Here is a 22,670-nt window from a genome sequence, read left to right as displayed (position 1 = left end):
TTAAAGTAGTAATTACTTATTTAAATAAGTTCTCACAAGACCACTGACTTTTCCCATGTCAGCTCGGCCTGTTAAAGTAGGTTTCAGCTCTGCCATCACTTTGCCCATATCCTGCATACCTGACGCGGAGGTAGATTCAATAGCATTCGCGATAAGAGATGACACTTCTTCCTCAGACAAAGGCTGAGGCATGAAGGCTTCAATTACTTTAATTTCAGACGCTTCTTTTGCTGCTAATTCTGGACGGTCAGCTTGTTCAAATTGTGATTGGGAATCACGACGCTGTTTAACCATTTTGGTTAAAATAGCGATGACCTGCTCATCGTCCAGTTCAATTCTTTCGTCAATCTCTCTTTGCTTTACAGCTGCTAAAACCATACGAATTGTACCAAGGCGTTCTTTATCCTTGTTACGCATTGCATCTTTTTGTGCATCTTTAAGCGTGGTAACTAAGCTCATTTGCTTCCTTACGTAGAGAGATTAAACCAATATTAGTAAAGCTTGATACGACGTGCGTTTTCGCGTGACACTTTTTTAAGGTGACGCTTAACCGCAGCTGCTTTCTTACGCTTACGTGCCCAAGTTGGCTTTTCGAAGTGCTCACGACGACGTACTTCTGAAAGGATACCTGCTTTTTCACATGAACGCTTGAAACGACGAAGAGCTACGTCAAACGGTTCGTTCTCTTTTACTTTAATTACTGGCATTTAAAAATTCACCTCAGTATTTGTGTATTAATGGTTATCTAATTTAACCAAGACTAATAAAAATGGTGCGATATTCTATAGCCAAATAACTAATAAAGTAAAGCCTTAATTTAAACGTGAATAGATTAATTCACTGGAGCATTTATCCTTGGTTGGGTAGAATGCGGACGTTTGTTAATAATTGGTGTGGAATATTAAAATGTTAGTGTTGGCGATTGAGTCTTCGTGTGATGAAACAGGTATCGCTTTATATGATACAGAACAGGGGCTTATAGGCCACGAAGTTTACAGTCAGATAAAAATTCACGCTGATTATGGTGGTGTGGTGCCTGAGCTTGCATCAAGAGATCACGTTCGAAAAACCATTCCTATCATTAAAGCATTAATGGCAAAGCATAATTTAAATAAAGCGGATATATCAGCAATTGCTTATACCGCCGGTCCCGGTTTAGTAGGCGCACTCATGGTTGGGGCTTGTATCGCCAAGTCATTAGCCTTTGCATGGGGAATTCCTGCAATAGAAGTGCACCACATGGAAGGGCATTTACTTGCACCAATGTTAGAAGAGAACAAACCTGACTTTCCATTTGTAGCCTTGCTCGTTTCGGGGGGGCATACACAAATAGTTGAAGTAAAAGGGATTGGGGAATACGAAATACTTGGTGAGTCTATTGATGACGCGGCTGGTGAAGCCTTTGATAAAACCGCTAAGTTGCTAGGTTTAGATTATCCAGGTGGACCGCTATTGGCCAAGTTGGCGCTTAAGGGCGAACCTAATAAATTTAAATTTCCAAGACCAATGACGGATCGTCCAGGCTTAGACTTTAGTTTTAGTGGCTTAAAAACAGCGGCGGCTAATGCAATTCGTAAAGAGGGCATTCATTTAGCTGGCGGTCAGTCTACTCAAGAAAACGCCCCTGAAAATGTAGAACAAACTAAAGCGGATATAGCGCATGCTTTCCAACAAGCTGTTGTAGATACCATAGCAATTAAGTGTCGTAGAGCAATTGAGCAAACTGGACATAAAACGTTGGTGATAGCAGGCGGTGTCAGCGCAAATACCGAGTTAAGAGAAAAGCTAGAAGTGCTAATGAAAAAACATGGCGGTAGTGTGTTTTACCCAAGACCTGAGTTTTGTACTGATAACGGAGCTATGATTGCTTATGCGGGAGCGCAACGCTTTCATTTAGGTTCAAAAGATTTAGCGGTGAAAGCTAAACCTCGTTGGTCTATTGAAGATTTACCGGCGTTATAATCGTTGACGAGATTTTGGCTCTTCGCCACGTAAGAGCCTTAATATATTTGGTATGTGGCGCAGAATTATAAATACCGCAAGCATTGTCACAGGTAATAAATATTTTGGTGCGATAAAATAAGTAGCAATGGGTGAGATGCCCACCGAAATAATTGCTGCAAGTGATGAGTAACCAGTGATTTTAAACACGGCAATCCAGGCGAGCAATAAAACCAAACCTAAGCTAACACCCACTGGCAATAAACAACCTAACGCTGTTGCTACCGCTTTTCCACCTTGGAACCTAAAGAACACTGGGAACATATGGCCCAAACAGCAAGCAATTGCGGTAAAGCCTATTTCCATCGGTGTGAAGCCTAAATAGTAACTCCCCCAAGTTGGTACGATACCTTTAATGACATCTAGCGCGAGGACTTTTCCAGCCGTAGATTTTCCTGCAATCCGGTAAACGTTGGTTGCTCCAGGGTTATGAGAGCCTTGAGTTCTTGGGTCTGGTAAGTCTTTTGTACGGCTAACCAAAATGGCAAAATTTACTGAGCCAATAAGATATGCAGCAATAATTGTTATAAAAAAGTCAAAAGACATCAGTTCCTCAACAGATGAATATACGCTAGAATTCGCGCTTGGATTATATTCGAACAAATTGCATGGTATCTGAGCAACGAGCTGACTTCAAACCATGTAAGAAAAATATTACTAATATCAGGGTAAAATATGACTCAAGACATCGTTTTTATAGAAGCACTAAAAGTAGACACTGTTATTGGTGTTTATGATTGGGAAAAAAGTATTCAACAGACGCTTCAATTTGATGTGGAAATGCGTACCGATATTCGAGCGGCTGCAGAAGTAGATGATTTATCAAAAACAGTAGATTACGCCGTTGTTTCAGAAGATATAGTAAAACTAGCGAAAGAGAATCAAGCTGAGCTTATTGAAACAGTAGCGGAGAAAGTGGCTGAGAGAATTTTAACGCATTATGCCGTTAACAGTGTACAAATCAGTCTTAGAAAGTTAGGCGCCGTAGCTAGCACACAAAGTGTTGGAGTTCGTATTGAGCGAGACGCAACTTTATATCAAGCGGTTTAGTTTGTTTTTGAAGCTCAACCTCAACTCAAAACTAAGCCATTAGTTGAACTCTAAAATGGACAAATTATTTAAAAGGAATGTTGTAAATGGGCGTGATTGAAATCATTGTATTGGCAATCTTACAAGGATTAACAGAGTTTTTACCTATTTCGAGTTCGGCTCATCTTATTTTACCTTCGCAGCTATTTGGTTGGGACGATCAAGGTTTGGCGTTTGATGTTGCCGTTCATGCCGGTAGCCTGATTGCTGTTGTACTTTACTTTAGACAAGAAGTTGGGGCGATGGCAGTGAGTTGGGTTAAGTCTTTCACTGGTCATAAAGATAAAGAAAGTACGCTGGCCTGGCTTATTATTTTAGGTGTTATTCCAGCAGGATTAATTGGCTTTATTTTAGATGACTTCATTGAAAATAACTTAAGGAGCGCGGCGGTTATAGCAACCACCACGATAGTTTTCGGCTTACTGCTTTGGTACGCCGACGTTAAAGCAAAACAAACCACTAACGAGTATCAAATTACCGTTAAAAAGGTATTAATTATTGGTTTTGCTCAGGTGCTTGCGTTAATTCCTGGCACTTCTCGAAGCGGCATAACTATAACCGCTGGATTGATGGTGGGTTTAACGGCGAAAGCTGCGGCTCGTTTTTCATTTTTATTGTCTATTCCACTCATATTTGCGGCTGGCGGCTATCAAACAATTAAGCTGTCCCAACAAGCAATGCCTGTAGATTGGACGGCAATAGGACTTGGCACCGCTTTGTCTTTTGTCAGCGCCTATGCATGTATCCATTACTTTTTAATATTGGTAGAAAAGATTGGTATGTTGCCGTTTGTAATCTATCGCTTAATTTTAGGGGCGGTATTGATAGCTTTCTTTATCTAAGCCTTATTAATCTGAGCCTTATTTATTTACACCGAGGTTTGCTTAAGGCTTAACGCAATAACGGTGAGATTGGTAGTGTACTCTAGTTACTACCAGTCTCCATAATGTATCTAACTAACTGTCGGCTAAGAACTTTTTAGCATCGGCAATAGCCTCTACTCTGCGTTGATTCAGTTGTTCTCTGATTTCAGCACCTTGAAAACCTGCTTTAACAATATCTTGAATGTTTATACTGTTCGCAACTTTAAACATGTTTCTTAAAAAGTCAGTTTGTTTGTATTCTGCTGTTTCAAAGCCTGTTCTTCCGCGCATGTCTGCGGTGCAACAAACTAAAAACTGCTCAAATCGTTGTGGTTTTCGCCATGCATCCAATTTATTAAACAACTTAACGAGTGTATCGGGTCTTAACTCAAAAGCTCTGTGTGTGTGCGTATGAAACTCGCTAAGTAATAATGCTAAGTCACGAGGTTCATTGGGAACTCTTAGTCGCTGACAAAATGCTTTTATTGGCTTTAAACCCATTTTTTCATGTCCGCGATGATGCGGATAATTTTCAGGATTTGTTAAGCCCTTGCCAAAGTCATGGCATAAACTGGCAAAACGAACAGCAAGGTCGTTTGATAACATTTGTGCTTGTTTCACAACCAGCATAGTGTGAATGCCAGTATCAATTTCAGGATGCCATTTAGGCGGATTAGGGACGCCCCATAAAACGTCTAATTCCGGCATAATAACTTTTAACGCTCCGCACTCTCTAAGGACCTCAAAGAAGACTTGAGGGTTTTGCTCCTTTAATGCAGATTCAGTTTCTTGCCACACTCGTTCAGCAACTAACGCATTTACTTCGCCGGCTTCAACTATTTTTGTCATTAGTGACAGTGTTTCAGGCGCCACTTTAAAGCCTAGGTGATGATATCGTGCGGCAAAACGCGCCACTCTCAATACTCGCAGTGGGTCTTCAATAAAAGCATCAGAAACATGCCTAAGCAGTTTGTTTTTTAAGTCAGATTGTCCGTCAAATGGGTCATAAATCTTACCATGATCATCCATTGCCATGGCATTAATAGTTAAATCACGGCGTAACAGATCTTCTTCAAGAGTAATGTCTGGCGTGAATTCACAAGTAAAGCCTGTGTAGCCTGAACCTTGTTTCCTTTCGGTACGAGCGAGCGCATATTCTTGTTTGTTAGTTGGGTGTAAAAATACAGGAAATGACTGCCCAACTTGCTGGTATCCCAACTCAAGCATTTGCTCAATGGTTGCTCCGGTTACCACATAGTCTTTGTCTTTTACTGGATAATTTAATAATTGATCACGAACCGCACCACCAACCAAATATACTTGCACACTAACCTCTAAAGCTCACTAACGATAAATATAAGTATATTCTTAATTGTTACAAAAGTCCTTGAGGAAAGTAGTTGATTTTTCAGGGTTGAAAGGTATGGTTGGCTGATTATAAAAGTTTGTTAACCCCGAGCCGTTTTGAGCGCCCATCATGTACTTAGAGTATTTCCAGTTAAACGAAGAACCATTTAATATTGCTCCAAATCCAAACCTTATGTACCCGAGCCAACGCCATCAAGAAGCGATTGCTTACTTACAATATGGTCTAAGGGGTAATGGTGGTTTTGTTATGCTGACGGGTGAGGTAGGTACTGGCAAAACAATGGTCTCAAGAGCCGTGTTAGCAGACCTGCCAGATGACCTACATGTGGCTTATGTGCTAAACCCAACCTTAAATAGAATTCAGTTGTTACAAACAGTTTGTGAAGCGTTTCAAATTAAATTAGATGAAACTTCTGACCACAAAAAGTTGTCAGACGCTTTACAATCGTTTTTAGTCACCAGCCATGAAAAAGGTGAAAGCTGTTTACTCGTTGTGGATGAAGCGCAACTGCTAGATTTTGAAGCACTAGAGCAACTAAGATTATTTACGAACATAGAAACAAACGACAAAAAGTTACTGCAGATAATATTAATTGGGCAACCTGAGTTGCAAGAAAAGTTGATGAAAAGAGAGTTACGCCAGTTAGCTCAACGAATTACAGCTCGTTATCATTTGTTGCCACTAACAGAGCAGGAGACGCTTGAATACATTAACCATAGATTGCAGAGTGTTGGGTCAGTTAGACCTCTATTTGATAAAAAGGCGATTAAAGCGGTATTCAAATATTCAAAAGGGACTCCTAGGTTGATTAATCTGTTGGCTGATCGGGCTTTGATGGGAGCCTTTGCGCAAGGAACGGCTTTTGTAGACTCAAAATTGGTTAAGTTTGCTTCAAGCGAAATACTCGGAATTGTTAATGAAACTAAATCTCGCTGGTCGTTCCTGTCATTTTTTAAAGGTAATAAAGCGTGAGTTTTTTATATAAAGCACTAATAAAAGAACAAAGCAGCCAAAAAACAAACAACAAGACTGGTAGTAATGGTGCATCTAATCAGTCGGCTAATCAGAGTCAGACCCAGTTACAAATGTCTGGCAACTCAAACAACGGTTATAGCTATGCAAACACCGTAAATTCAGGCCCTGCATTTGCAGATAATGGTGCTAGCTCACCTAGTTTTTCTTGGTTAGCGTGGCTAGCCATTGCAATATTACTGCTAATCGTTGGTTTGTTAGGTGGTTATATTGTTGGATCAAAGCCAGCAAATTCACAAGCTTTCGTCCAGAACCAGCCTTTAAGTGTTAATCAGCCAACTAATCAAAATCAAACTCAAACTCAAACTCAAACTCAAAACCAAGCTCCAGATTTAGGTGCGTCACCCATTCAAGCACAACCCCAGACAGCCAACCAGTCAGAGCCGCCGAACGTAACTCAATCCGCACCTCAAATAGCAACTCAAGCAAATGGCCAAATGGAATCAGATGCTATTGAGCAGTTGCCTAGTAGTAGGCCAAGTGAATTGTTGACGCAAGCCCCTGATGAGCAATTGAGTGGAACATCTCAGTTGATTACTGAAAAACAACTTGAAACAGACAAAAAGCAGCTCGAAACAGGAAAAGAAGAGGCTATTGATGAGCCAGAGCAACTCGTTATAAATGTTGCAGACATTAATAGTTCGAATGTAAAAGTTGAAGATGTCTCGTCGGATTTACAAGCTCGTTTTGCTGAAGCACTAGCACAAACAGAAGTTGGTACAGCTAAGAAAACAAATAATCAGCAAAGAAGTATTCAAGTGGAAGTGGACTCTAGTTTAGTTGATATTAATGATCTGCCAGACGGCGATAGAGCTTTTATACCTGAGCTTCAATATGAAATGCATATCTATTCGTCCGATGTAAATGAGCGTTGGGTACGAATTAACAATACAACGCTTTATGAAGGCGACCGATTAACTCCTTACTTACGACTCGCTGAAATACGACAAGGAATTGTAATATGGGAAAGTAGGGAAAGGCGGTTTAGTCAGGTAGCTTTAGAGGACTACAAGTAGAGTTTTATTCATTAAAGATTTATGCTGCTAATGAAGAGAATTAACAGCATACTTTTTAAAGGTAATTTTCAGCAAAAATCCCGCGTTTGTTACCGTAATATAAACCTTCTATTTCTTCATTGCGGGCGGTTTCTAAGTTAATGATCTTAGCATTAACATGGTGCCCTACATTTTCGTTGTAGATAACTTTTATAAAGGGTCTTAAGTGGTTTCCTGAGTTATCTAAAACTAAACCCACTTTACCGCTTTTTAATTTTACTAGTGTGCCAGAAGGGTACACGCCAATGTTTTGTATAAACCGTTGCAGCATGTCATTGTCAAACTCGGCGTCTAACTTCATTAACTTCCTGTAGGCCTGCAAAACACCAATCGGTTTGCCATTCACACCAAGTCGCGTCAAATTATCAAACTCATTTACAATACCAAAAATACGAATAGCGTCATTTATATCCGTCAGTTTTTTATTGTCTGGATAACCTGAGCCATCAATCTTTTCATGGTGAAGTTGAATAACCTCTAACGTTTCGCGGGTTAAACTACCCACCGATGAGGCTATTTCAATCCCATTGTTAACATGTTCGGCAACTAAAAAGTCGTCTTCAGCTCTTTGTTTATCGGAAATGTTTTTGTTGTTGGGTTGCTGAATGGAAGCCGACATATTTAGCTTTCCTATGTCGTGCAATAAGGCACCCATTACCCAATTTTGAGCTACATCTGCTGGCCATTTCATTTTTCTTAACATAGCAGCATAATAAGCTGCGCATCTAAGAGCATGACCGAGTTGAAAGTCTTGGTAATGTTTAACTCTTACTAATGCGAGTGCGGGTGCAGAATTACGATATATTGACGCGATAAACTCCATGGCAGCCAAGTGAAGCGCGTTGACGTCAAAGAGGTTCTCGTTTCGGATATGGGCAAAGCTTTCTACTAAATTCGCCGTAAGCTTATCAACAGATTCTTTTGCATTTTCAATTTCTTGACTAAATGGAACGCGACCAAACTGCTCTTGGAAACTAAAGTCATCAGCCTCTAACGACGTTAACTTTTGGCCTAAATCAACAGTGACGCTTACAATGCCCTTAGCAATAAGTTCATTGATCTCCTGCTGAGAAACGCACCCACCCAGAAGACGCTACTCTCATGTGGCCAATTTGCTGCGATATGTCCACAACATATTGACCAGGTAACAGCCGGGTAATAGGTATACGCTGCAGTCCTTCACTCATTGTTTGCTCCAAATAAACAATAAAACAATGTTGTATTTCCTATCATAAAGGGTCAGTTAGTCTAATATTTCCGCCATAATACGATTAATATCAATTCCGTAATCTTCTGGCTTTACGCTTTTGGCAATTTCATCTTCTACGCCTGGTGCACCTAAATCTATGCTTTTGGATGGTATGTATCCTTTATTGGCCAAACTATAAAAAACTTTAACAACAGGGCAAAGTGGATTAACAAAATTAGACTTAACAACAATTCCTAATTTATTACTTTTGGTTTGAACTAAAGTACCTACAGGGTGCACGCCCATACAATTAATAAACTCAGCCACTAAACCAGCGTCAAAACTAGCACCACTTTCTTTTCTTAAAATTTTGAACGCCATGATAGGTGTACGGGCACTTTGATAAACCCTGGACGCAGTAATTGCGTCATATGTGTCGCAGATGCTAATCATTTTGGCGTATTGACTGAGTTGGGACTCATTTTTACCATTTGGGTAGCCTGAACCATCTAGTCGTTCGTGGTGATCAAGAACCACTTCCAAAATAGTGTCTGATAACCCCTCAGTCTCTTTCAAAATGTCATACCCAAGTGTTACGTGAGAACGCATAACCACCATTTCTTCATCTGTAAGACGGCCAGGTTTGTGCAAAACTTCATCGGGTACGTTAATCTTACCTAAATCATGAAGCAACGCGCCTGTTGCTAAGTCGTGTATGATCTTCTCATCTATTTTCATGTGTTTAGCGAAGATGGTCATAATAATTGAAACATTAATTGAGTGTTCCATTAAATAATCGTCTTTTTGACGCATTCGAGTCATACAAGCAAGCGCGTCTTGGTTCCTAAATACCGAATCTATAAAACCGTCAGCAACTTCTTTCATGCCGTCTGAGTCGATTGGACGGCCAGCCTTCATGCTAGCTAATGCTTGGCGTTGAAGTTTCTTAGCTTGGTTATAAAGCTTTTTTGCTTTACCAATTTCATCTTTAAACGAAGATTTTACTCTAGGTTCTTTTACTTCAGCTACTGTCTCAGGTTTTGACTCTTCGACATGCTCACTTTTAGCCATATCCACTAAAACACGGCGGACACCTTTAGATGACAGTGAGTCGATTGCTTTTTGTGTTCTTACAAACCCACCAGATTTTACGGAAAAGTGGCCCGATTGCTCAGTTACTTCAGTGATAAACATGCCTGATTTAAGATCACTAACTAAAAATTCTTTTAACATCGTTGGATTTAGGCTTGATAATTATTGTTACCTTTAATTTAACAGAAAATTACGAATTGAGCCCATTAAATTAAATAAAAAGCTCACTGCAATACAGATTCACATTGTTAGCAATTTACCTGAGCGACTAAAGCGCTTATAATGTCGCACTATTTTTTTATCTAAGGATTTTCTAGCTGTGTCTAAGCCTATCCAAGCCATTAGAGGCATGAACGATATCTTGCCAATTGAAACTGCCCAATGGCAGCAAGTAGAAACTGTGTTAAGACAAACAGTGGCCAGTTATGGTTATTCAGAAATCCGCTTCCCAATTGTAGAATTCACTGATTTGTTTAAGCGTTCTGTTGGCGAAGTAACAGACATCGTTGAAAAAGAAATGTACACCTTTGACGATCGCAACGGTGACTCGTTAAGCCTTCGCCCAGAAGGAACGGCTGTATGTGTAAGAGCGGCAAACCAAGGTGCGCTTCTTTATAATCAACAACAACGTTTATGGTATACAGGCCCAATGTTCCGTCACGAACGTCCTCAAAAAGGACGTTATCGTCAATTCCACCAATTTGGCGTTGAGTCCTATGGCTTTGCGGGTGCAGACATGGATGCCGAAGTTATTATGTTATCTGCAAGATTGTGGAAAGCGTTTGGAATTACCGAGCATCTAAAATTAGAAATAAATTCATTGGGTACCAGTGAAGCGCGTCAAAACTATACAGCTGCATTGGTTGAGTTTTTGAAGCAACATGAAGAGAGTCTAGATGAAGACTCTAAGCGTCGTTTGGGAACAAACCCACTGCGTATTCTTGACAGTAAGAATGCAGATGTCCAAAAAATATTAGAAAACGCCCCTAAGCTTTCAGAGCACCTAGACGAAGAGTCTGCTGAAATGTTTGCGGAGCTTAAGGCTCGATTAGACGCAGCGGGTATTGAATATGTGGTAAACGAACGCCTTGTTCGTGGCTTAGATTATTATAATCGTACGGTTTTTGAGTGGGTTACTGACAGCTTAGGTTCACAAGGTACTGTTTTGGCCGGTGGCCGTTACGATGGTTTAGTGGAGCAACTAGGTGGTAAGTCTACCCCAGCGGTTGGATTTGCTATGGGTATAGAACGCTTAGTACTTTTATTGCAAACATTAGAGATTTTGGTTGAACCAACTTCTAGTGCGGATGTCTACATTGTAGCTCAAGGCTTGCAAGCGGAACTAAAAGCAGTTGAAATTGCCGAGCAATTGCGACATTCTGCCCCTAGTTTACGTGTTGTTAACCATTGTGGTGGTGGCAACTTTAAGAAACAAATGAAGCGAGCTGATAAATTAGGCGCTAAAGTCGCACTTATATTAGGTGAAGACGAAATAAATAATGAGCAAGTAACTGTTAAGAACCTAGTTGTACAAGGTGAACAAAAAACAGTGGCTTGGAGTGACGTAGCCAACCAAGTTGAAGAGTTGGTAGGACAAAATTGATATCTAGGCTATTTGCTAATAGATGCGGTACAAATTAAGAGGTTGTAATGGAAATTTACTCTACAGAAGAACAACAAGAAGAAGCAATTAAGTCATTTTTTAAAGAAAACGGACTTCAAATTTTAGTTGGTGCAGCACTCGGTGTTGCTGGTTTCACAGGTTGGAACTTTTATGTTGATAGCCAAATTGAAGCACAAGAAAGTGCCTCTGTAGAATTTGATCAGTTTTTAAAAGTTGCTGGGGCTGAGTCAGCTCAAGCCGATGTTGTTAACTCAGAGCTTAGCAAGTTTGTTGAAGCTCACGGTGAAACTGGTTATGGCATTTTTGCGAACTTAGTAGCGGCTAAGAAATCAGTGGAAGCAGGTGAGTTAACCGTAGCTGAGACACGCTTACAAGCTGCAGTTAACGCGACAACTGAGACAAGCCTTAAAGGTTTAGTAAATACACGTTTAGCGCGTGTTCAAGTGGCGTTGGAAAAATACGATGCGGCCTTAGAAACTTTGTCTCTAGTAACGGCACCAGCCTATGAGGCACGTGTTGCTGAAATTAAAGGCGATGCATTAGTTGCACAGGGGAAAGAAAGTGAAGCACGTCAAGCATACCAGTTAGCAGCTGATAAAGGTGGTTTGGAAGGCAACACTATTCTTAAAATGAAGCTTCAGGATTTGGCTCTGTCAACTAACGTGGCTAGCTAAAGGGCAGGCATTATGCTGTTTAATAATATGAAATCAAGCGTGATAAAACTCGCTTTTTTAACAACTTTAAGTACATCGATGCTTATGGGTTGTGAAACTACAGAAGAAAATGAAGCAACTCGTATTGCCGAGCTTAAGTCAATCAATATAACTCGTGATGTTGAAGTAGAATGGCGTAAGCAAGCAGGTTCTGGTGTTGAAAACTATTTTTCTAATTTACAGCCTGCGGTTGTTGGTGACGTTATTTTTGCTGCTAGTCGTAAAGGTGAAGTATTAGCTTATAACAAACTAACGGGTAAAATGATTTGGGAAACGGACACACGCTCAAACCCACCTTCATTTTATGACAAGTTAACCTTTGGTGACAGAGAAACAGATAAGTTGAGCGGTGGCATCACTGCTGCTTATAAAAATATCTACATTGGCTCTGAGAATGGTGAAGTCATTGCTTTGTCTCAAGAGTCAGGTGAATTGTTGTGGCGTCAAAAAGTAGATGGCGAAGTTGTTGCCGCTCCAGATGCTGGTGATGGTTGGGTTGCTGTTTCAACAACATCTGGGAACGTTGTAGTATTACACCCTGATTCTGGTGAGATGCGCTGGCAAGCTGAAACAACCGTTCCAGCACTTACTTTGCGTGGAACTTCATCTCCTACTATTGAAAGTGGTGGTGTACTAGTTGGCACTGCAACGGGTAAACTACAAGTAATGCTGTTAGACCAAGGCTTGTTAGCTTGGGATGCACAAATTGCGGTTGTTAAAGGCACTACCGAACTAGAACGTTTGATAGATGTTGATAGTAAACCGATTGTTGTTGGACCAGACGCTTATATGATTGCATATAACGGCAATTTGGCGGCTGTTGATATTCAATCTGGTCGAGTAAAGTGGAAGCGTGAGTACTCTTCGTATCGTAACCTTACATTAGACACTGGCATAATTTACTTAACAGATGCTAAAGGTTTTGTAACTGCGGTTGAAGCAAGTACAGGCGTTGAAAAGTGGACAAATAATGATTTTTATAATCGTCGATTATCTCAACCGGTAGTCTATAAAGACACAATAGTTGTTGGCGACTTTGAAGGTTATTACCACTTTTTAGATAAAAATTCGGGCGTAGAAATATCTCGATATAAATTGGATGATTGGGATTACTCAGCATTCCGTTGGTTTGTAAGCTGGTTTACTAGTGAAGACCGTAGAGCATATGCTTCACCAGTAGCGTCTGAAGAATTACTTTATATCCAGACTCGAGATGGCGAACTGACCGCTTTACGTCTACCGTAATAGTTACATCTTTATAATAGGCTTTGTAGTCCGTAATGGATACGAAGCCTTTTTCGTTTTTATATTTTATTGATTTTTAGTTAAATCAACTTTTTTTGAGGTGAATTCATGCTACCTGTAGTGGCTTTAGTTGGTCGTCCAAACGTTGGAAAGTCAACCTTGTTTAATCGCTTAACAAAAACGCGTGATGCGTTAGTGGCGGACTTTCCTGGACTTACACGTGACCGTCGTTATGGACAAGCCAGTCATGAGGAAAACAACTTTATTGTTGTTGATACAGGAGGTATTGATGGTACAGAAGAAGGAATTGATGTTGAAATGGCTGAACAGTCGCTTTTAGCGATTGATGAGGCGGATATTGTTTTGTTCTTGGTGGATGCAAGAGCGGGATTAACAGCGGCTGACCAAGCTATATCTCAACATCTTAGAAAAAAAGACAAACCGACCTTTGTTGTTGCTAACAAGGTTGATGGCATAGACGGTGACTCTTATAGTGCTGAATTTTATGCACTTGCATTAGGTGAAGTACACCAAATTGCTGCGTCTCAGGGACGTGGAGTTAGCCAATTATTAGACCATGCTTTAATTCCAGTTGTTGAAAAATTAACGGCAGAATATGAAGCGGCAATGGACGAACTAGCGGAAGCTGAGCGTTTGTTGGAAAGCATGGGTGATGAGGATGCAGAAGGCGCAGACGATGCGGAACCTAATGTTAAAAAGTTACAATCACTAGAAGACTTAGCGCTTGATCACGAACATGATGAAAATAGCGATGAAGAGGCTGTGCCTTTCCAAGACTTACCAATAAAGTTTGCTTTAATTGGTCGTCCAAATGTGGGTAAGTCTACGCTTACAAATAGAATGTTGGGTGAAGAGCGCGTTGTTGTTTACGATATGCCAGGTACAACTCGTGATTCGGTTTATATACCAATGACACGTAACGACCAAGATTTCATCATTATCGATACGGCTGGTGTAAGACGCCGTGGACGTATTAAACAGTCCATTGAAAAGTTCTCTGTTGTTAAAACGCTTCAAGCAATAGAAGATGCTAACGTTGTATTATTGTTGTTGGATGCGAGAGAAGGTATCTCAGATCAAGACTTAAGCTTATTAGGTTTTGCTTTAAATGCGGGTCGTTCAATTGTTATAGCAGTAAATAAGTGGGATGGACTTGATCAAGGCGTAAAAGATGATGTTAAACGTGAGTTAGATCGCCGCCTAGGGTTCATTGATTTTGCACGATTACACTTTATATCGGCTCTTCATGGAACAGGTGTTGGTCATTTATACGAATCAATTATAGAAGCTTATCAGTCGGCTACTAAACGTATTTCAACGTCAATGGTAACTCGTATTATGAAAATGGCTCAAGACGATCACCAACCGCCTATGATCCGCGGACGACGCATAAAACTTAAGTACGCTCATGCTGGTGGCTACAATCCACCTAGAATAGTTATTCACGGTAACCAAGTTGATGAACTACCAGATTCATACAAACGTTATCTAATGAACTACTATAGAAAAGCATTAGATGTAATGGGTACACCAATCAAGATTGAATTTAGAGAAGGTGACAACCCATTTGAAGATAAGAAGCAAAAAGCAATGACACTATCGCAACAGCGTAAAGCTGGTGGGTTTATTAAGCGTCATAGCCGACGCACTTAAACATATCAAAATAGTCAGATTACCAACAAGCCGACCCTCAAAAAGTTGGCTTGTTTGTTTTAGAGTGTTATTCTCGGGAGCTTAGAATTTTTAAATCACGCCATGTAGTCGTTTTTATTGCGAGAAGTAGGTAATGAGACATTTAATAGATAGTTTTCCAAAGCAGCATAGATATGCACTTTTAGGTGCATTAGGACTTTTATTCGCACTGCTTTTATTACCTTCTGAGTCCGCAGAGGCCTCAAAAGACGTGATTCGCGTTGCCGCTGATTATGAAGAGTTAGCGGTTGGCCAAGAGTACCCACTACCTTTAAATATCAAGTCAGTCTCTAATTTTACTCAAACCGATACCACCATAAAACAAGTGCGTATTAAAAGCGGTGATTCGTTGGCAACTATTTTTAAACGCCAAGGTGTACCACAAAAAACGATGTTAGAGATTACTCGTTCGGACAAATTGGCGCAAAAGTTTACTCGTTTAATTCCTGGAAAATACTTAACCTTTACGTTTGACGAAAATAAACAGCTTATAGAGCTGCAATACGCAAATGAGGCGGTAGAAACCTTAGTAACAAAACGAACTAACACCGGCAAGTTTGAAACATCTATTGAGCAAAAAGAAACAGTAATAACAGAACGTTATTTTGAAGGGACGATAAACAGTAACTTCTGGAATGCGGGCGTGATGTCAGGCCTAAATGACAAGCTAATCATGAACTTGGCTAATATTTTCCAGTGGGATGTGGATTTCGCCCTTGATATTAGAGAAGGCGATAAATTTTCAGCTTTAGTAGAACAAGTGTTTATTGATGGAGAGTTCTCTGGTTACGGGGAAATTTTAGCTGCTGAGTTTACCAATCAAAATGAAGGTTTTAGTGCGGTTCGTTACTCGGATGGTCGTTATTACACGCCTGGTGGCGACAGCATGCAAAAAACATTCTTGCGCGCTCCCGTTAGTTTTAAGTATATAAGTTCAAGTTTTAGCAAGCGTCGTTATCACCCAGTTCAAAAACGCTACAAAGCTCACCGTGGCGTTGATTATGCAGCTAGTACAGGTACACCTGTTTTTGCGGCCGGTGACGGCAAGGTAATAAAGTCAGGTTACGATCGGTTTAATGGTCATCATGTTTTTGTTGAGCATGGTGGTGGTATCACAACTAAATATATTCACTTCTCTAAACGTAAGGTTCGTAAAGGCGCTAAAGTTAAGCAAGGTCAAGTCATTGGCTTAGTTGGCTCAACGGGTTTAGCTGCAGGACCACATCTTCATTATGAGTTTTTAGTAAATGGTGTTCACCGCAACCCAAGAACCGTATCATTACCCAAAGCAAATCCTATTTCTAAAAATGAGAAAGATAAGTTCTTAACCTTAGCCGCGGTAAGAATGGAAATGCTTGAGCATAATAAAAACCTACTATTGGCAATGCGTTAAAAAGGGTTCTACGTGCCTGATTATTATATCGGTGTAATGACAGGTACAAGCCTTGATGCAATAGATATTGCGCTTGTAGACTTTGAAAATAAGCCTTCGCTTGTTAGTAGTACTAGTAACAGGCTTTCTTCAGAATTAAAAACAAAATTAGCTGAGCTCAGCCAACCTAGTGCTGACATTACTTCGCTTATCCACATAAAATCCTTAGAGCAAGAATACACTCAGGTTTTAGCCCTAGCCATTCAATCTTTTTTAGAGACTGAAGACGTAAAACCATACGCCAAACTAATCAGGGCGATAGGTGTTCATGGCGTGACAATCTGTCACGAGCCTAGCTTAGAAAACCCTTTTACCTGGCAAATTGTTGATGCACACCGCTTGGCTGTGATGACAGGTTTAAATGTGGTGTATGACTTCAGAAGTAAAGATGTTGCTTTAGGCGGTCAAGGTGCGCCATTAGTGCCTATGTTTCACTATGATGTCTTTAAAGAACTTGGTCATGACTTGTCGGTATTGAACCTCGGCGGTATAGGCAATGTATCGACTTGGCCAAACAAGGATGAGGTTATTGGCTTTGATACCGGGCCTGCAAATACGTTATTAGATTATTGGATCAATAGAAATAAAGGCCTTAATTATGATGATAACGGAAGTTGGGCAGCTGAAGGGAAGCGTTCTCAGTCATTATTAAATACTCTTTTAGACGAGCTTTATTTTACTCAACCATTTCCTAAAAGTACGGGCAAAGAGTTATTTAGTGAAGCCTGGTTAAATCAAAAGTTAGCGCTACATGAAAGCTCGCATGGTTCTATTGCTGCAGTGGATGTTCAAAATACGCTCACTCATTTAACTGCCAAATCAGTGCAGCTAGCTATGGAACAATTGGGTTGCTCAAAAACGCTAGCAGTATGTGGGGGAGGCGTGCATAATCAAGCTTTAATGACTTTACTGGCGTTTTACTTGCCAAATACGAACGTTATTAGCACTGCAGAGTTAGGGATATGCCCTGATAATATGGAAGCAATGGCATTTGCGTGGTTGGCGAAGTGTAGACTCGAAAATAAAACGACTACATTGCCGAGCATCACAGGTACACTGCGGCCGACTGTGTTAGGTGCATGGGTGCTACCTTAAATACAGACTTGCACTAACATAATATTTACTAATACAATCCAAACAAAAATAATAATAGGGTCTAAAAGTGTCGTATTCTCTACAAGCCTTCTTTCGTGCTATCGCCTTTCCTGTTTTGTTATTTATAGGCGCAATTTCAGCCGTGGAGATGGGTTTTGCTGATTTAACACCATGGCAAGATCTTATTTTACAAACCCCTCTTTTGTTATTTGCAGCAACGATCATTTTAGCACTTAGGTTTAATCAGACCCGCGTCATATATATTGTTTTATTTTTAGCGCTAGCTTGGGCTAATAGTGGGAAAGTAGAAAATATAGATTACTTTTCATTTCACCCGAGTCTCTTTTTTATCTCACAGCTTGTAGTTTTGATGGCCTTTAGCTTTGATCAAAACAAAGTAGTGTGGGGGCGGCACGGTCTTCTACGAATACTTGTTTTATTTGGTCTGTTGGCAATTAACTATCGCTTTAATCACTCTATTACCGTAAATGAAATCCTGTCTTCACAAGTGGTAGCGCTATCTTCGGCATCAAAACTTTCACCCTATTTTCAGGTAGAACTAATAATTTCAGCACTGTGTTTGTTCACTTTGGCTGTGCGCCAAATAATGAAACCAAGTCAGCTTAATGCCAGCATTTGGGGTTTAGCGTTTGGCGTGATTGTTATTCAATTTGGCGATTTTACCTATTACACCACCATTATTAGCTATTGCTTATTTGGTGTTCTAATTATTCATGCGGTACTTACCGACTCATATCAAATGGCGTTTTCTGATGAACTCACAGGCTTAGCTGCTCGTCGAGCCTTGTTACAATCATCTATATCTTTAGGCAAAAAATACACGGTCGCGATGATGGATGTAGATCATTTTAAAAAGTTTAATGATACCTACGGTCATGATGTTGGAGATCAGGTGCTCAGGCTTGTTGCCAGTAAGATAAACGATGTTAAAGGTGGCGGTAAAGCCTACCGTTATGGTGGTGAAGAGTTTACCGTTATATTTCCGAATAAATCCGTTAGCTACTCCATAGCGTTTTTAGAACAAGTTAGAGAAGACATTGCAAATTACCAAATGGCTATTCGAAATGATGATCGCCCAGATGACAAAAAACAAGGCAAGTCTTCACGCAAAAAATCAGCGGCCAAAACTAAATTTGTAAATGTCACTATCAGTATTGGTGTTGCTGAACGAGAAGGTAACCTGAAAGAGTTTGAGCAAGTTTTAAAACAAGCCGATGAAGCCTTATATAGAGCTAAGCAAGCAGGCCGAAATTGCTTAGCGGAATAAATCTATTGGCTAATAGTTTGTAACAAATATTATTTGTATGTTTTGTGAATGGCGTTATTCTGTGCACATAAGAATAATTAAAATACTGAAGAGCCGCACAACATTATGGAAAGCCAGAACACTTCGCCATCTAAAAATCCAACAGACACTTCCACCAGTGAAATCTCTGAATTAGCGCCAATCAAAACCAGTCAACGTATAACCGTGATGGACCTTCTTAGAGGGTTTGCATTAATTGGCATTCTGTTGATGAATATAGAGTGGTTTAACCGTCCAATATCAGAACTTCTGAGCTTTGACTTTACCGAAACAGGCAGTAACTTCGCCTCTAGCTGGTTAGTAATGGTTTTTGTTCAAGGTAAATTTTATAAGTTGTTTGCATTACTGTTTGGAATGGGCTTTGCAGTAATGCTGCTGCGAGCCGAAGAAGTTGGCCGACCTTTTAAAGCTTGGTTCTCAAGACGAATGCTTGTGCTTTATATCATAGGTTTAGCGCATATGGCGTTCTTCTGGGGCGGAGATATACTTCACGACTACGCCGTTGCCGGTATGATGCTGCTTGGTGTTGTTTTGCTTATGCGAACCAAACGCCTAGCTAAACGAAATCGCCCAGCCGTTTTTGCTAAAATTGGCTTCTTTATGATGATATTCCCGCTTTCGATTTCCATATTAGTTGGCACCATATTTGGAGCTACAAGCGATCAAAATGATCTTAAGGAAATGTGGGTTGAAGAAGTTCAAGTTGCGGAAGTGACAAATAGAATGTTAGAGCTTGCCAAAGCTGACGGGAGCTTTGAATTATCTAAACAGCAATATGAAGAATTGAACAAATTTGACGAAGAGATGGTTGCGGTTGATGAAGGTGAAGTTACTAACTCTGACGCTGTAAACAATATAGAGTCGGATTTAATGTTAGATTCTGAAGTACAAACGCAAGAGTCTGATATTGAAGTTAACGACTCAATCGAATTAACAACGGATGAAAAAGCATTAAATAAATTTGAAGGTAAGCAGAAACAAGCTTATCGATATGAAAGAGAAAAAGAAGCACTTAAAAGCGAAAGTTATTGGGAAGTAACTAAATATCGTTGGGAATACGCGGTTAAAAACCTACCAAACTCATTGTTCTTTGGATTAGGTATTGTACTGCCATTGTTTTTAGTTGGTTACTGGCTAGTTGCTAGTGGACGTATGCGTAATATTGATGAGCATCATGCATTTTTTAAAGTCATGGCTGTAGGTGGTATGTCACTTGGTATTGTTTTAAGTGTTGGCCCTGCAATGATATTAATGCACCCTGCAGGACAAGACTCTATGGTGATTAATTCGGTTGCAAACAGTATGTTTTACATAGGCCAACTTGTATTGTGCGCTGGTTATTTAGGAACTTTTGCATTGTTAAGTCTAAAGCCTAGATTTCAAACTTGGTTTGGTTGGCTATCGCCTTTAGGCAAGATGGCACTGACTAATTACATTATGCATTCGGTAATTTTATCGACTATTTTTTATGGTTATGGCTTTAACCAGTTTGGCGAAATCCCAAGAAGTGAACAAATGTTAATGGTTGTTGCAATTATAGCGGCGCAGGCAATTGTAAGTAGCTTGTGGTTAAAGGTATTTAATTACGGTCCATTAGAGTGGTTATGGCGCTGTGCAACGTACATGAAATTACAGCCGTTGAGAAAGACTGCTTAGCATGACAAACAGCATCGCAAGCAATATGACTAACAATACGAAAGCGCCAAAGGACATTACGTTCTTTGAGCGTTTTGAAAGTGATATTTTAACCGGTAAAAAGACCATTACCATTCGAGACACTGCAGAGTCATATTTTAAGGTTGATAGCGAAGTACAAGCTTCTACCTTTGAAGATAATAGATGGTTCTGTGCACTGAGAATTTTGTCTGTCACGCCAATAAACATGGCTGATTTATCTGATGCTCATGCAGCGCAAGAAAACATGACATTGTTAGAGTTGAAGGCTGTGATTGGAGATATTTACCCCGGCACCACAGACTTATTTGTCATTGAGTTTTCTAAGCTCAATTAATTCGAATTTTCAATTGTTTAGAAAACTCACACAATTAGAAAACTCGCACAATTAGTAAAGTAAGCCAAAGTATTGGATTCGTGAAATCTCAAACTTTGGCTTTTTTATTTATGGAACAGTTTAACCCTTAAACCCTTAAACCCTTAAACCCTTAAACCCTTAAACCCTTTAACCTTTAACCTTTAACCTTTAACCTTTAACCTTTAACCTCTAGCCTCTAGCCTTTAAACGGTGCGTTTTTCATTAAATACATTTCGTGCCCAGTTGCAGTGGTAGCCAACCCTTTCATGTTGTTATAAATGCTGTCTAAAGTTCGGGTTAAATCCAATTCATTTTTTGCTGCTAATATTGGTCCCACAGACTCAGGGTATACATGTTGGCCAGTTAAAACCGCCATCCAGTTGTCCTGCTTAAACAGTTCTTTGTCATGAACTGACAAGTGACCATGCTCCTTGTAAAGCTCTATACGTGATTTTAAGCTATCAGGTATGTCCATGTTCTTACAGTATCGCCAATACTCGCTGTCGTCGCGCTCAGTAGCCTTATAGTGAAGGATTATAAAGTCTTTGATGGCTTCGTATTCTTTTGCGGTAGAGTTGTTGTATTCTTGTTGCAACAGCGGACTCATAGACAAATCAGGGAATAACCTTACTAAGCGCATTATGCCTGATTGGATTAGGTGTAAACTGGTGGACTCCAATGGCTCTAAAAACCCAGCGGATAAGCCAATGGCAACACAGTTTTTATGCCAAAACTTTGCCCGTTTACCAGTTTTAAATTTAATATGATTTGGCTCAGTTAATGTTGGCCCTTCAACGGTATCTAATAAAAGTTTTTCAGCTTCATCTTGCTGCATAAATTCACTAGCATAAACATTGCCGTTACCCATTCTGGTTTGTAATGGAATTCGCCATTGCCAACCCGCATGATGAGCTATCGATCGGGTGTAAGGTTTAAGCTGAGACATGTGAGCGGTCTGAACGGCAACCGCTCTGTCGTTTAATAAATGTTCATGCCAAGACTCAAACTCTACGTTAAGTGTTTTGCCCAAGAGCAAAGCTTGTTGTCCTGAACAATCTACAAAAAAGTCAGCGTTTACTAGCTCGCCACTTTCTAAACGAACAGAGGAAATAGAACTGTCTATATCGCTTGTCACTACATCCACAATTTTACCTTCCTTGCGAACTACTCCATTTTTTTCAGAATACTGGCGAAGAAATTGTGCGTATTTACCAGCATCAAAATGGTAAGCATAATCAAACTTTGATGCGAGAGACTGTGGGTCTGTACTTGGCTTTTGGAATTTATTGTTACTTGCTAGGTGCCAGGCAATAGAAAACTCTTGAAGGTCTCGTTTGTAACCTTCTGCGCGCGCTTTGAGCCAAAAATAAGGAAAAGACATATAGTCAAAGTCGACAGCAAAAGAGCCAAAAGGGTGCATGTATTTATGATTTAGCTTAGTCCAGTTTTCAAACTCAATGGCCAGTTTTATACTGCCGTTGCAAGAGGATAAAAACTCAGTTTCATCAATTCCAAGAATTCGATTAAAGTTCTGTATTGGAGGAATCGTGGCTTCGCCAACGCCAATGGTACCGATTTGCTCTGATTCAATTAGCGTGATTTGAATACTGCTACCAAGTTGCTTAGACAGCATAGACGCGGTCATCCATCCTGCACTGCCACCGCCAACAATGGCAACTGATTGTATATTTTTAGCGTTGTTATTTTTGATATCTGACATAACTTCAACGTTTCTTATTATTTGTAATTAGAATAAACAGGTTTTAACGTTTCCTCCAGATAAAAAAACTGCCGCATAA

The 22,670-nt window shown here is 40.1% G+C and carries 22 protein-coding genes; 14 read left to right on the top strand and 8 right to left on the bottom strand.

The window, feature by feature from the left end; translation table 11 throughout:
- Positions 1-12: 12 nt before the first annotated feature.
- The gene (locus GNP35_RS07695; protein WP_155695558.1) at positions 13-459 is read right to left on the bottom strand and encodes a GatB/YqeY domain-containing protein; all 447 of its coding nucleotides are present in this window, start codon (positions 457-459) and stop codon (positions 13-15) included.
- Positions 460-491: 32 nt separating this feature from the next.
- A complete protein-coding gene (gene rpsU, locus GNP35_RS07690; RefSeq protein ID WP_105053374.1) occupies positions 492-707 on the bottom strand; it encodes a 30S ribosomal protein S21 in 216 nt (71 codons plus the stop codon).
- 199 nt (positions 708-906) lie between these two features.
- Between rpsU and tsaD the strand changes: the two genes are divergently transcribed.
- Entirely contained in the window at positions 907-1,962 is a 1,056-nt protein-coding gene (tsaD, locus tag GNP35_RS07685) for a tRNA (adenosine(37)-N6)-threonylcarbamoyltransferase complex transferase subunit TsaD (protein ID WP_155695557.1), read from the top strand.
- Here tsaD and plsY read toward each other — a convergent pair.
- On the bottom strand, positions 1,957-2,547 hold the full coding sequence (gene plsY / locus GNP35_RS07680; protein WP_155695556.1) for a glycerol-3-phosphate 1-O-acyltransferase PlsY: 591 nt from the start codon (positions 2,545-2,547) through the stop codon (positions 1,957-1,959). The two genes, tsaD and plsY, sit on opposite strands and share 6 nt — an antisense overlap.
- A gap of 129 nt (positions 2,548-2,676) precedes the next feature.
- Here plsY and folB point away from each other — a divergent pair, with 129 nt between their 5' ends.
- Both folB and GNP35_RS07670 read left to right on the top strand, forming a co-directional pair.
- Complete coding sequence (folB, locus tag GNP35_RS07675; RefSeq protein ID WP_155695555.1) at positions 2,677-3,051, top strand: dihydroneopterin aldolase; 375 nt, start codon at positions 2,677-2,679, stop codon at positions 3,049-3,051.
- Positions 3,052-3,137: 86 nt separating this feature from the next.
- Complete coding sequence (locus GNP35_RS07670; protein WP_155695554.1) at positions 3,138-3,932, top strand: undecaprenyl-diphosphate phosphatase; 795 nt, start codon at positions 3,138-3,140, stop codon at positions 3,930-3,932.
- 114 nt (positions 3,933-4,046) lie between these two features.
- On the opposite strand, the gene GNP35_RS07665 is transcribed toward GNP35_RS07670, so the two are convergent.
- Positions 4,047-5,279: a multifunctional CCA addition/repair protein gene (locus GNP35_RS07665; protein WP_330997741.1), complete on the bottom strand. Its 1,233-nt coding sequence runs from the start codon at positions 5,277-5,279 to the stop codon at positions 4,047-4,049.
- 151 nt (positions 5,280-5,430) lie between these two features.
- Here GNP35_RS07665 and GNP35_RS07660 point away from each other — a divergent pair, with 151 nt between their 5' ends.
- Positions 5,431-6,294 (top strand): ExeA family protein, encoded by an 864-nt coding sequence (locus GNP35_RS07660; protein ID WP_155695553.1) that lies wholly within the window; start codon positions 5,431-5,433, stop codon positions 6,292-6,294.
- Positions 6,291-7,370: a general secretion pathway protein GspB gene (locus tag GNP35_RS16290; RefSeq protein ID WP_155695552.1), complete on the top strand. Its 1,080-nt coding sequence runs from the start codon at positions 6,291-6,293 to the stop codon at positions 7,368-7,370. The genes GNP35_RS07660 and GNP35_RS16290 overlap by 4 nt, the downstream gene beginning before the upstream one ends.
- A 55-nt stretch (positions 7,371-7,425) precedes the next feature.
- Here GNP35_RS16290 and GNP35_RS07650 read toward each other — a convergent pair whose 3' ends face one another.
- The 3 genes from GNP35_RS07650 to GNP35_RS07645 form a co-directional block, all read right to left on the bottom strand.
- The gene (locus GNP35_RS07650; RefSeq protein WP_155695551.1) at positions 7,426-8,232 is read right to left on the bottom strand and encodes an HD-GYP domain-containing protein; all 807 of its coding nucleotides are present in this window, start codon (positions 8,230-8,232) and stop codon (positions 7,426-7,428) included.
- Positions 8,233-8,461: 229 nt separating this feature from the next.
- Positions 8,462-8,596: a hypothetical protein gene (locus GNP35_RS16035; RefSeq protein WP_269139929.1), complete on the bottom strand. Its 135-nt coding sequence runs from the start codon at positions 8,594-8,596 to the stop codon at positions 8,462-8,464.
- A gap of 56 nt (positions 8,597-8,652) precedes the next feature.
- Positions 8,653-9,831, bottom strand: coding sequence for an HD-GYP domain-containing protein (locus GNP35_RS07645; RefSeq protein ID WP_155695550.1), 1,179 nt, complete (start codon positions 9,829-9,831; stop codon positions 8,653-8,655).
- A 178-nt stretch (positions 9,832-10,009) separates the two neighbouring features.
- Here GNP35_RS07645 and hisS point away from each other — a divergent pair, with 178 nt between their 5' ends.
- The 9 genes from hisS (at position 10,010) to yqfB (ending at position 20,850) form a co-directional block, all read left to right on the top strand.
- Positions 10,010-11,293, top strand: coding sequence for a histidine--tRNA ligase (gene hisS, locus GNP35_RS07640; protein ID WP_330997740.1), 1,284 nt, complete (start codon positions 10,010-10,012; stop codon positions 11,291-11,293).
- A gap of 47 nt (positions 11,294-11,340) precedes the next feature.
- Positions 11,341-11,988 carry a YfgM family protein gene (locus tag GNP35_RS07635; RefSeq protein ID WP_155695549.1) on the top strand — a complete coding sequence of 216 codons (648 nt, stop codon included), beginning with the start codon at positions 11,341-11,343 and terminating at the stop codon, positions 11,986-11,988.
- Positions 11,989-12,000: 12 nt separating this feature from the next.
- Positions 12,001-13,272, top strand: a complete 1,272-nt coding sequence (gene bamB / locus GNP35_RS07630) for an outer membrane protein assembly factor BamB (protein ID WP_155695548.1) — start codon at positions 12,001-12,003, stop codon at positions 13,270-13,272.
- 108 nt (positions 13,273-13,380) lie between these two features.
- Positions 13,381-14,946, top strand: a complete 1,566-nt coding sequence (der, locus tag GNP35_RS07625; RefSeq protein WP_155695547.1) for a ribosome biogenesis GTPase Der — start codon at positions 13,381-13,383, stop codon at positions 14,944-14,946.
- A 133-nt stretch (positions 14,947-15,079) separates the two neighbouring features.
- Positions 15,080-16,378, top strand: a complete 1,299-nt coding sequence (locus GNP35_RS07620) for a peptidoglycan DD-metalloendopeptidase family protein (protein ID WP_155695546.1) — start codon at positions 15,080-15,082, stop codon at positions 16,376-16,378.
- 12 nt (positions 16,379-16,390) lie between these two features.
- Positions 16,391-17,512 carry an anhydro-N-acetylmuramic acid kinase gene (locus tag GNP35_RS07615; RefSeq protein WP_155695545.1) on the top strand — a complete coding sequence of 374 codons (1,122 nt, stop codon included), beginning with the start codon at positions 16,391-16,393 and terminating at the stop codon, positions 17,510-17,512.
- A 67-nt stretch (positions 17,513-17,579) separates the two neighbouring features.
- Positions 17,580-18,800: a GGDEF domain-containing protein gene (locus GNP35_RS16285; RefSeq protein ID WP_155695544.1), complete on the top strand. Its 1,221-nt coding sequence runs from the start codon at positions 17,580-17,582 to the stop codon at positions 18,798-18,800.
- 105 nt (positions 18,801-18,905) lie between these two features.
- On the top strand, positions 18,906-20,495 hold the full coding sequence (locus GNP35_RS07605; protein WP_155695543.1) for a DUF418 domain-containing protein: 1,590 nt from the start codon (positions 18,906-18,908) through the stop codon (positions 20,493-20,495).
- Positions 20,496-20,520: 25 nt separating this feature from the next.
- A complete protein-coding gene (gene yqfB, locus GNP35_RS07600; protein WP_155696069.1) occupies positions 20,521-20,850 on the top strand; it encodes a N(4)-acetylcytidine aminohydrolase in 330 nt (109 codons plus the stop codon).
- A 217-nt stretch (positions 20,851-21,067) separates the two neighbouring features.
- On the opposite strand, the gene GNP35_RS07595 is transcribed toward yqfB, so the two are convergent.
- Positions 21,068-22,591 carry a tryptophan halogenase family protein gene (locus tag GNP35_RS07595; protein ID WP_155695542.1) on the bottom strand — a complete coding sequence of 508 codons (1,524 nt, stop codon included), beginning with the start codon at positions 22,589-22,591 and terminating at the stop codon, positions 21,068-21,070.
- Positions 22,592-22,670 lie beyond the last annotated feature (79 nt).

This window comes from Psychrosphaera haliotis, from assembly GCF_009728465.1.
GTDB classification, from domain to species: Bacteria; Pseudomonadota; Gammaproteobacteria; order Enterobacterales; family Alteromonadaceae; genus Psychrosphaera; species Psychrosphaera haliotis.
The sequence above is the reverse complement of the archived record's forward strand: the minus strand, read 5'-3'. Positions and strand labels throughout refer to the sequence as shown.